The 8,204-nt window shown below is 49.2% G+C and carries 7 protein-coding genes and 1 pseudogene; all 8 read left to right on the top strand.

The window, feature by feature from the left end; translation table 11 throughout:
• The coding region (gene tnpA / locus G614_RS0126420) for an IS200/IS605 family transposase (RefSeq protein ID WP_027644259.1) at nt 1-296 on the top strand (296 nt) is incomplete at its 5' end.
• Between the two features lie 101 nt (nt 297-397).
• Nucleotides 398-2,575 (top strand): CRISPR-associated helicase/endonuclease Cas3, encoded by a 2,178-nt coding sequence (locus G614_RS0126415; protein WP_027644258.1) that lies wholly within the window; start codon nt 398-400, stop codon nt 2,573-2,575.
• Between the two features lie 43 nt (nt 2,576-2,618).
• A pseudogene (gene cas5c, locus G614_RS29160) lies at nt 2,619-3,277 on the top strand (type I-C CRISPR-associated protein Cas5c).
• Nucleotides 3,274-5,049, top strand: a complete 1,776-nt coding sequence (gene cas8c, locus G614_RS0126405; RefSeq protein ID WP_027644257.1) for a type I-C CRISPR-associated protein Cas8c/Csd1 — start codon at nt 3,274-3,276, stop codon at nt 5,047-5,049. Before cas5c ends, cas8c begins: the two are co-directional and overlap by 4 nt.
• Nucleotide 5,050: 1 nt before the next feature.
• The gene (cas7c, locus tag G614_RS0126400; RefSeq protein WP_027644256.1) at nt 5,051-5,941 is read left to right on the top strand and encodes a type I-C CRISPR-associated protein Cas7/Csd2; all 891 of its coding nucleotides are present in this window, start codon (nt 5,051-5,053) and stop codon (nt 5,939-5,941) included.
• A complete protein-coding gene (gene cas4, locus G614_RS0126395; RefSeq protein ID WP_027644255.1) occupies nt 5,941-6,603 on the top strand; it encodes a CRISPR-associated protein Cas4 in 663 nt (220 codons plus the stop codon). The genes cas7c and cas4 overlap by 1 nt, the downstream gene beginning before the upstream one ends.
• Nucleotides 6,600-7,631, top strand: a complete 1,032-nt coding sequence (cas1c, locus tag G614_RS0126390; protein ID WP_027644254.1) for a type I-C CRISPR-associated endonuclease Cas1c — start codon at nt 6,600-6,602, stop codon at nt 7,629-7,631. The genes cas4 and cas1c overlap by 4 nt, the downstream gene beginning before the upstream one ends.
• A 38-nt stretch (nt 7,632-7,669) precedes the next feature.
• Nucleotides 7,670-7,960 (top strand): CRISPR-associated endonuclease Cas2, encoded by a 291-nt coding sequence (gene cas2, locus G614_RS0126385; protein WP_027644253.1) that lies wholly within the window; start codon nt 7,670-7,672, stop codon nt 7,958-7,960.
• Nucleotides 7,961-8,204 lie beyond the last annotated feature (244 nt).

Raw genomic sequence — 8,204 nt, 5'->3', positions numbered from 1 at the left:
AAGACCATGTACATTTTCTTATCCAGTCAGTGCCTACATATAGTCCAAAAAAAATCATCCAAATAGTGAAGAGCATCATAGCCCGGGAGGTGTTCGCGAAATGTCCACAAGTGAAGAAAAAATTGTGGGGAGGAGAATTCTGGACAGATGGCTATTACGTAGCAACGGTGAGTGAACATGGGAATGAGCAAATCATAAGTAGATATGTGAAAGAACTGGGACAGGAAAAAAATTATAAAACAATCTATAAAAACGTAGAGAAAACAAAGCAGTATAGCATATGGGATTATATGTAGAGGTTGCAACCTTCGATACCCCGCAGCTTGCTGCGGGGTAGTTCATTTTTAAGACAAATATGTGTTATAATTTGTACAATACTGAGGGAAAGGGGGAACATATGCAATACTATGCGCACATCAGTGACGACAAGGCGCGAAAACAGACCGTGAAGGAGCATCTGACAGAGACTGCCAGGCGTTCTGAACTGTTTGCAGGGGCTTTCCGGTGCGGAGCATGGGGATATGGATGCGGAATTCTGCACGACATCGGGAAATATTCCCAGGGATTTAAAAAACGTCTGGAGGGCGGTTCCATTACGGACCACGCCACGGCGGGAGCCCAGGAGATGATGCGGCAGTATGCCGGGTCCAACCCGCTGGCTGCTTATTGCGCCGCTTATTGTATCAGCGGTCACCATTCAGGCCTTCTGGACGGGGGAAGGACCGGAGACACGGCGGGGGAGGCCACGCTTCAGGGAAGGCTTAAGAAGCAGTTAGAGGATTACAGTCCGTATAAAAATGAAGTTGAGATGCCGGATTTTCCCGGGCTGCCGCTGAGACAGATAGGCAAGGGCGGCTTCGGCCTGTCATTTTTTATCAGGATGCTGTTTTCATGCCTTGTGGACGGAGATTATCTGGATACGGAACAATTCATGCTGGGCCAGGATGCGGGAAGGGGGGACCATGATTGTATGGATGTCCTTCTCAGGCGTCTGGAAAGCCATGTGGAATCCTGGCTTTCCAATGATGATTTGACATCTGTAAATGGAAGAAGGACGGCTATACTGAAGGCTTGTTTGCAGGCAGGCCTCAGGAGGCAGGGGCTGTACCAGCTCACGGTACCTACCGGCGGAGGCAAGACCGTGTCCTCCCTTGGGTTTGCCCTGCGCCACGCGGTGGAACATGGTCTTGACCGGATTATTTATGTGATCCCGTATACGAGTATCATCGAACAGAACGCCCAGGTATTTAAGGAAATCCTGGGAAAGAAAAATGTCCTGGAAAACCATTGTAATGTAACATATGAGGATAAGGAGAGCGACAAGGAATTAAAAATGGAGCAGCTGGCCGCAGAAAACTGGGACAAGCCGGTGGTGGTCACTACAAATGTCCATTTTTTTGAATCACTCTATGCCTGCAGGACCTCGGCATGCCGCAAACTGCATAACATTGCCAACAGTGTAATCATATTTGATGAGGCACAAATGCTGCCGGTGAAATATCTGATGCCATGTATTCGGGCTGTCAGCGAGCTTATATGTAATTATCACTGCACGGCTGTTATCTGTACGGCTACCCAGCCGTCCCTGCAGCCCTTCTTTCCTGCAAAGATACAGGAACTGGAGGCGGCGGAACTATGTCCGGATGTAAAAGGACAATATGATTTTTTCAAAAGAACAAGGATACACCTGGCAGGACGGATATCCCAGGAGTATCTGGTGAAGGAGCTGGAAGGCCGGCATCAGGTCCTTTGTATCCTGAACAGCAGAAAGCGTGTACAGCGTATCTACGAGTCCATTGAGGACCGGGGAACGTACCATTTATCCACATTGATGTATCCAAAGCACAGGAAGGAGCTTTTGAAGGAGATTCGCAGCCGTCTGTCATCAGGAGAACCGTGCCGGCTTATTTCCACCAGCCTGGTGGAAGCAGGCGTGGATTTTGATTTTCCGGCCGTATACAGGGAGCTGGCCGGAATTGACAGCGTGATCCAGGCTGCCGGAAGGTGCAACAGGGAGGGAAAGAGGGATCCGGAAGAATGCATTACCCAGGTATTTACTTTGGAGGAAGAGGAGGATATCCATATACCACAGGAATTAAAACTGCCTATTTCAGTTGCGGGGCAGATTGTGGGAAAGTATGAAGATATATCATCGCCGGAGGCCATTGGAGAATATTTCACCAGGCTGTACCGGTATAAAGGGGAGGGATTGGACGCAAAGGATGTGGTGGAGCAGTTTGAGCAGGGAAGCCGTTCCTTCATGTTTCCATTTGCATCAGTGGCTTCCGGGTTCCGCCTGATTGAGAGCAATACCAGGACCATTTTAATTGATACAGAGCCGGAAGCAGCGCGGATTGCCATGCAAATCCGGCGGGGAGAGCATAACAGGGAGCTTATCAGGCAGGCGGGACAGTACTGTGTAAATGTTTTTGAACATGATTTTGAAGCGTTAAACGGCGCTGGCCGCCTTGAACAGATAGACCAGGATTTTTATGTTCTGAGGAATAAGGAGCAGTATACAAGGGAGAGAGGACTTGTGATTGACGTAAGCCGCGGCGATGCCGTCATGTTTTGAGTCCCCTTCATGAAAATGGCGTATGCCGGAAAGGAGTGAAGTGATGAGCCGAGGAGTACGGGTCCGGATGTGGGGGATTATGCCCTTTTCAGCCGCCCTGAGATGAAGGTGGAACGGTGCAGCTATGATGTGATGACGCCTTCCGCCGCAAGGGGAATGCTGGAGGCGGTCTACTGGCATCCGGGGATGCGGTGGGTGATTGACAAAATCTATGTGAGAAAACCCATTCAGTTTACCAGCATCCGAAGAAATGAGGTAAAGAAAACCGTATTGGCAGGAAACGCATTGACTGCCATAAACGGGGCAGGAAAACCGCTTTATATAAGCAGCAAAGAGGAAATCGTACAGAGGGCGTCCATTCTTCTGCGGGATGTGGAATATGTGGTTGAGGCCCATTTCGAGATGACCCCCAAGGCAGCCCCGGGGGATAACGAGGGTAAGTTTAAGGACATTATCATGCGGCGCCTACGCAGGGGGGAGTGCTATCATCAGCCGTATTTTGGATGCCGGGAATTCCCTGCCCGGTTTGCCCTCTATGAAGAGGAGGAAGTAGACACTGCATATGACGGCACAGAGAGAGATTTGGGGTATATGCTGTATGATCTTGATTACTCAGATACAGAGGACATTAAACCCATGTTTTTCAGGGCTGTCATGAAGGATGGTGTTCTGGATGTAAGGAATTGTGAGGTGGTGCGATGATTCTCCAGGCGCTTGTTGAATATTATGAAGCTCTTGAGCGGAAGGAAAAGATAACCAGTCCGGGCTGGTGCAGGGCCAGGGTAGCGTACGGGCTGGATATTTCAGAGCAGGGGGAGCTTATGGGCGTTATCCCCCTTAAAAAAGAGCAGCAGAACGGCAAAAAGACAGTCTGGGTACCCCGGAACCTTACGGTACCCCAGATGGTTTCCCGTTGTTCCGGTGTATCTGCCAATTTCCTGTGCGACCATTCCGGTTATATGCTGGGAATTGATAATAAGGGGAAACCGGAGAGGTCCAGGGAATGTTTTGAGTGCGCCAAAAAGAAGCATAAGGACATTCTGGGGCATATCAGCAGTCCCGCAGCCAGGGCGGTGTGCCGTTTTTTTGACTGCTGGGCGCCGGACCGGGCAGCAGAAAACCCATACCTGATGCCGGAACTGGAGGAGATCATATCCGGTTCTAATCTGGTGTTCATGATGGACGGGGAATATGTCCATGAGGACCCGGATATAAGGCAGTGCTGGGAAGAATACAGCCGTCAGTCAGGAACAGGACCTGTGGGCGTCTGTCTGGTGACAGGGCGCAGGGAGGAAATCGCCAGGATTCACGGTACCATAAAAGGTGTCCGGGGAGCCCAGCCCTGCGGAGCTGCGCTGGTCTCCTTTAATGAACCTGCCTTTGAATCATACGGCAAGGAACAGAGCTTTAACGCACCGGTGGGAACATACGCGGCCTATGCCTATACCACGGCGCTCAATTATCTCCTTGGGGACCGGACTCATGGGACAACCATCGGTGACACGGCAGTGGTTTACTGGTCCGAGGAAGGCGACGAACGATACCAGAATATATTTGCGTGCGTATCGGAGCCAACGATGGAGAACCAGGAAATAGTGGATGGGGTATTCAAGAACCTGGCAGAGGGAAAAGCGGTTGCGGCTCAGGATGTCCAGGACAGTCTTGATATGGACAGGAAATTTTATATATTAGGTCTGGCGCCTAATGCAGCCAGGCTGGCAGTGCGTTTTTTCTATCAGGACAGCTTTGGAAATATATTAAAGCATATAAAAGAACATTATGACAGAATGGAAATAGTGCGTCCGGCAGCCGACGCCGTGGAGTATCTGGGAACGTGGCGTATGCTGCAGGAGACCGTCAATAAAAAGTCCAGGGATAAAAAGCCGGTTCCCAGTATGTCCGGGGCAGTGTACAGGGCAATCATATCTGGCAGCCGGTATCCGGCGTCCCTGTATCAGGCCGTGCTTGGCAGGATACGGGCAGAGCAGGACGACGGGGACAGCCGGATTTATAAGATAACCAGGGGAAGGGCAGCCATTATCAAAGCATATCTGCTGAAAAATGGAAATGAAAAGGAGGAAATAACCATGGCGCTGAATGAAGACAGTAATAATACCGCGTACATCCTGGGAAGGGAGTTTGCGGTTCTGGAGGCAATCCAGGAGGACGCCAATCCGGGGATTAACGCCACCATAAAGGATAAGTATTTTAACTCTGCATGCGCGACGCCGGCGGCAATCTTTCCCATTTTATTTAAGCTGAAAAACAGCCACATAAAGAAGATGAACAATGGGGCGAAGGAGATATATTATGAAAAAATACTGGGTGATTTACAGGGAAGGCTGACTGTCGCAGAGGGACAGAAGGCAGCCTGCCCAAGGCGGCTTACCCTGGAGGAGCAGGGAATGTTCATATTGGGATATTACCATCAGACTCAGAAGAGATATGAGAAGAAGATAAAGGAGGAGGCTTAAGATGGCAGAGGTGATTAAGAACAGGTATGAATTTGTGGTGTTATTTGATGTGGAGAACGGGAATCCAAACGGCGACCCGGATGCAGGCAATCTGCCGAGGATTGATCCGGAGAGCGGATACGGTATCGTGACGGATGTGTGCTTAAAACGTAAGATACGCAATTATGTGGAGACACTGAAGGAAGACGAGCCCGGGTATAAAATATATATCCGGGAGGATGTACCCTTAAACAGAAGTGACAATACCGCGTACATTGAGCTTAAGACAGATGAAAAGGGAATCAAGGAACTCAAAAAGAAAGACCCTCAGGTAGACCAGAAAATCCGGGATTTTATGTGCCGTAACTTTTTCGATATCCGAACCTTTGGCGCGGTTATGACAACCTTTGTAAAGGCTGCTTTAAACTGCGGGCAGGTGCGGGGGCCTGTTCAGTTAGGCTTTGCCAGAAGCATTGACCCCATTGTAAGTCAGGAAGTGACCATTACCCGTGTGGCCATTACCACAGAAAAGGATTCGGAAAATAAGAGTACGGAAATGGGAAGAAAGAATATCGTTCCCTACGCCCTGTACCGTGCAGAGGGGTACATATCAGCTAATCTGGCCAGAAAATCCACGGGCTTTTCAGAGGAGGATTTGGAACTTTTGTGGGATGCCATCATCAATATGTTTGAAATCGACCATTCCGCAGCCAGGGGAAAAATGGCGGTCCGCCGGCTCATCGTGTTTAAACACAGTAAGGAACTGGGGGATTGCCCTGCATATAAACTCTTTGATGCCGTGGAAGTAAAAAAGAATGAGGATGTGGAGTATCCCAGGAAATACGGGGATTACACGGTTGCCGTCCATAGGGACCAGATTCCGGAAACAGTTGAAGTTTCGGAGAAGATATAATGGAATACAGGGAGGATGACTTCCTCATGTTGTCCGGTATCCAGCATTTTACCTTTTGCAGACGCCAGTGGGCCCTTATACATATTGAACAGCAGTGGAAAGAGAATGAGCATACCATAGAAGGAGAGCTGCTCCACAAAAAGGCCCATGACCCATATTTGGCAGAAAAGCGGGGCGATGTGATGATAAGCAGGGCATTGCCTGTGTATTCCAGGAGTATGGGTGTCAGCGGGGAATGCGATATTGTAGAGTTTCACAGGGCGGAGGATGGAATCGGACTCCATGGGCACAGGGGACTGTTCCGGGTATTTCCGGTGGAATATAAAAAGGGGAGCCCAAAGGAATCAGAAGCAGATATACTGCAGCTGACGGCCCAGGCCATGTGTCTGGAGGAAATGTTGTCAGCCAGGATTGAAGCGGGGGCACTGTATTACGGAGAGATTCACCGCAGGAATATGGTGGAGATTACAGATGAACTGCGAAAACGGGTAAGGGATATATTTCAGGAGATGCATGAACTTTATGACAAGGGATATACACCAAAGGTCAGATGGTCAAAGAGCTGTAATGCCTGCTCCATGAAAGATATATGCATGCCGAAACTGGGAAAAGCATCATCTGTCAGGGATTATATCCGTGGGAAGATTGAGGAGGATGTATGAGGAAGTTATTAAACACCCTGTATGTTACTTCTCCTGATAGTTATCTGTCGCTGGACGGGGAAAATGTGGTAATCTATGACAACGATACGGAACTGGGACGGATACCGCTCCATAATCTGGAGGGAATAGTGTCCTTTGGATACAGGGGAATGAGCCCGGCCCTCATGGGGGGATGCGCGGAGCGGGACATATCACTTTGCATCCTTTCGCCTCAGGGAAGATTTCTGGCCCGCGTGACCGGACATGTGCGGGGAAACGTACTTCTGCGCAGGAAACAATACCAGGTTTCCATGGATCAGGACGCATGCCTGATAATAGGCAGAAACTGTATCCTTGGAAAAGTATACAATGCCAGATGGGTTCTGGAAAGAGCTGTGAGAGACCATGGACTTCAGATTGACACAGAGAAGGTGAAGGATGCGGCCGGGTTCCTGAAACAATCCCTCAAGCGCATAGAGGAAAGCCGGAACATGGCTCAGCTGCGGGGGTATGAAGGGGAGGATGCCAGTATTTACTTTGGGGTTTTCGACCAGCTCATATTACAGCAGAAAAAGGATTTCTATTTCAAGGGAAGGAATAGGCGGCCGCCTTTGGATAATGTGAATGCCATGCTGTCATTTGTGTACACGCTGCTGGCCAATACAGTTGCGTCAGCATTGGAAACAGTTGGCCTGGACCCTTACGTGGGATTCATGCATACGGACCGGCCGGGCCGCCTTTCCCTGGCATTGGATATAATGGAGGAGCTGCGGCCGGTTCTGGCAGACCGTTTTGTGCTTACCCTGATTAACCGGAAGATGGTAAACAAAAAGGATTTTTCCCGGAAAGAGGACGGCGCTGTCATTATGGGAGATGAGGCACGGAAGCTGTTGCTGTCAGAATGGCAGAACAAGAAAAAGGAGATGATTACCCATCCATATCTGAATGAGAAGGTGGAGTGGGGAATGATTCCATTTGTTCAGGCCATGCTTCTGTCCAGATATCTGAGAGGTGATATTGATGAATATCCGCCGTTTTTCTGGAAATAGAAAGACACCCGACAGCTGCGGCCGGAGGAGGAAGGTATATGCTGGTACTGATTACATATGATGTGAATACGGAAACCGCCGCAGGCAGGGCCAGGCTGAGAAAGGTTGCAAAGCAATGTGTCAATTATGGCACCCGCGTCCAGAACTCCGTATTTGAATGTATTTTGGATAATGCCCAGCTGATAAGGCTAAAGGCGATACTGACAGATATAATTGATGAACGGACGGACAGCCTTAGATTTTACAACCTGGGGAATAAACACTCTACAAAAGTGGACCATGTTGGGGTGAGTAAAGGGATTAATGTGGAAGAACCATTGATATTTTGACATGGTGTGCGGGCGGTAGAGCAGTATAAAATATTTTGGTGCGAACCTGAAGCAAACATGGATTTACGGGGGGATTCGCACCAGAAAAATATCACAATGAGAGTGGATTGGGATGGATGCAGGGATGGTTGGGGTGATTCGAAGGGGGTGTTATATGATTTGTTTGTGGAAATGTGATGGAGAATAGTAGAGGTTATTGTGTATTATTGCTGTCTCCGCCCTCGCGGCGGAGTGGATTGAAATT

It is taken from the genome of [Clostridium] clostridioforme AGR2157 (genome assembly GCF_000424325.1).
Classification (GTDB): Bacteria; Bacillota; Clostridia; order Lachnospirales; family Lachnospiraceae; genus Enterocloster; species Enterocloster clostridioformis_A.
The sequence above is the reverse complement of the archived record's forward strand: the minus strand, read 5'-3'. Positions and strand labels throughout refer to the sequence as shown.

Bases quoted from the DNA above. Each gene is read 5' to 3' on its own strand.
- cas8c (WP_027644257.1), top strand. From the start codon at position 3,274: ATGATTCTCCAGGCGCTTGTTGAATATTATGAAGCTCTTGAGCGGAAG.
- cas7c (WP_027644256.1), top strand. From the start codon at position 5,051: ATGGCAGAGGTGATTAAGAACAGGTATGAATTTGTGGTGTTATTTGAT.
- cas1c (WP_027644254.1), top strand. From the start codon at position 6,600: ATGAGGAAGTTATTAAACACCCTGTATGTTACTTCTCCTGATAGTTAT.
- G614_RS0126415 (WP_027644258.1), top strand. From the start codon at position 398: ATGCAATACTATGCGCACATCAGTGACGACAAGGCGCGAAAACAGACC.
- cas2 (WP_027644253.1), top strand. From the start codon at position 7,670: ATGCTGGTACTGATTACATATGATGTGAATACGGAAACCGCCGCAGGC.
- cas4 (WP_027644255.1), top strand. From the start codon at position 5,941: ATGGAATACAGGGAGGATGACTTCCTCATGTTGTCCGGTATCCAGCAT.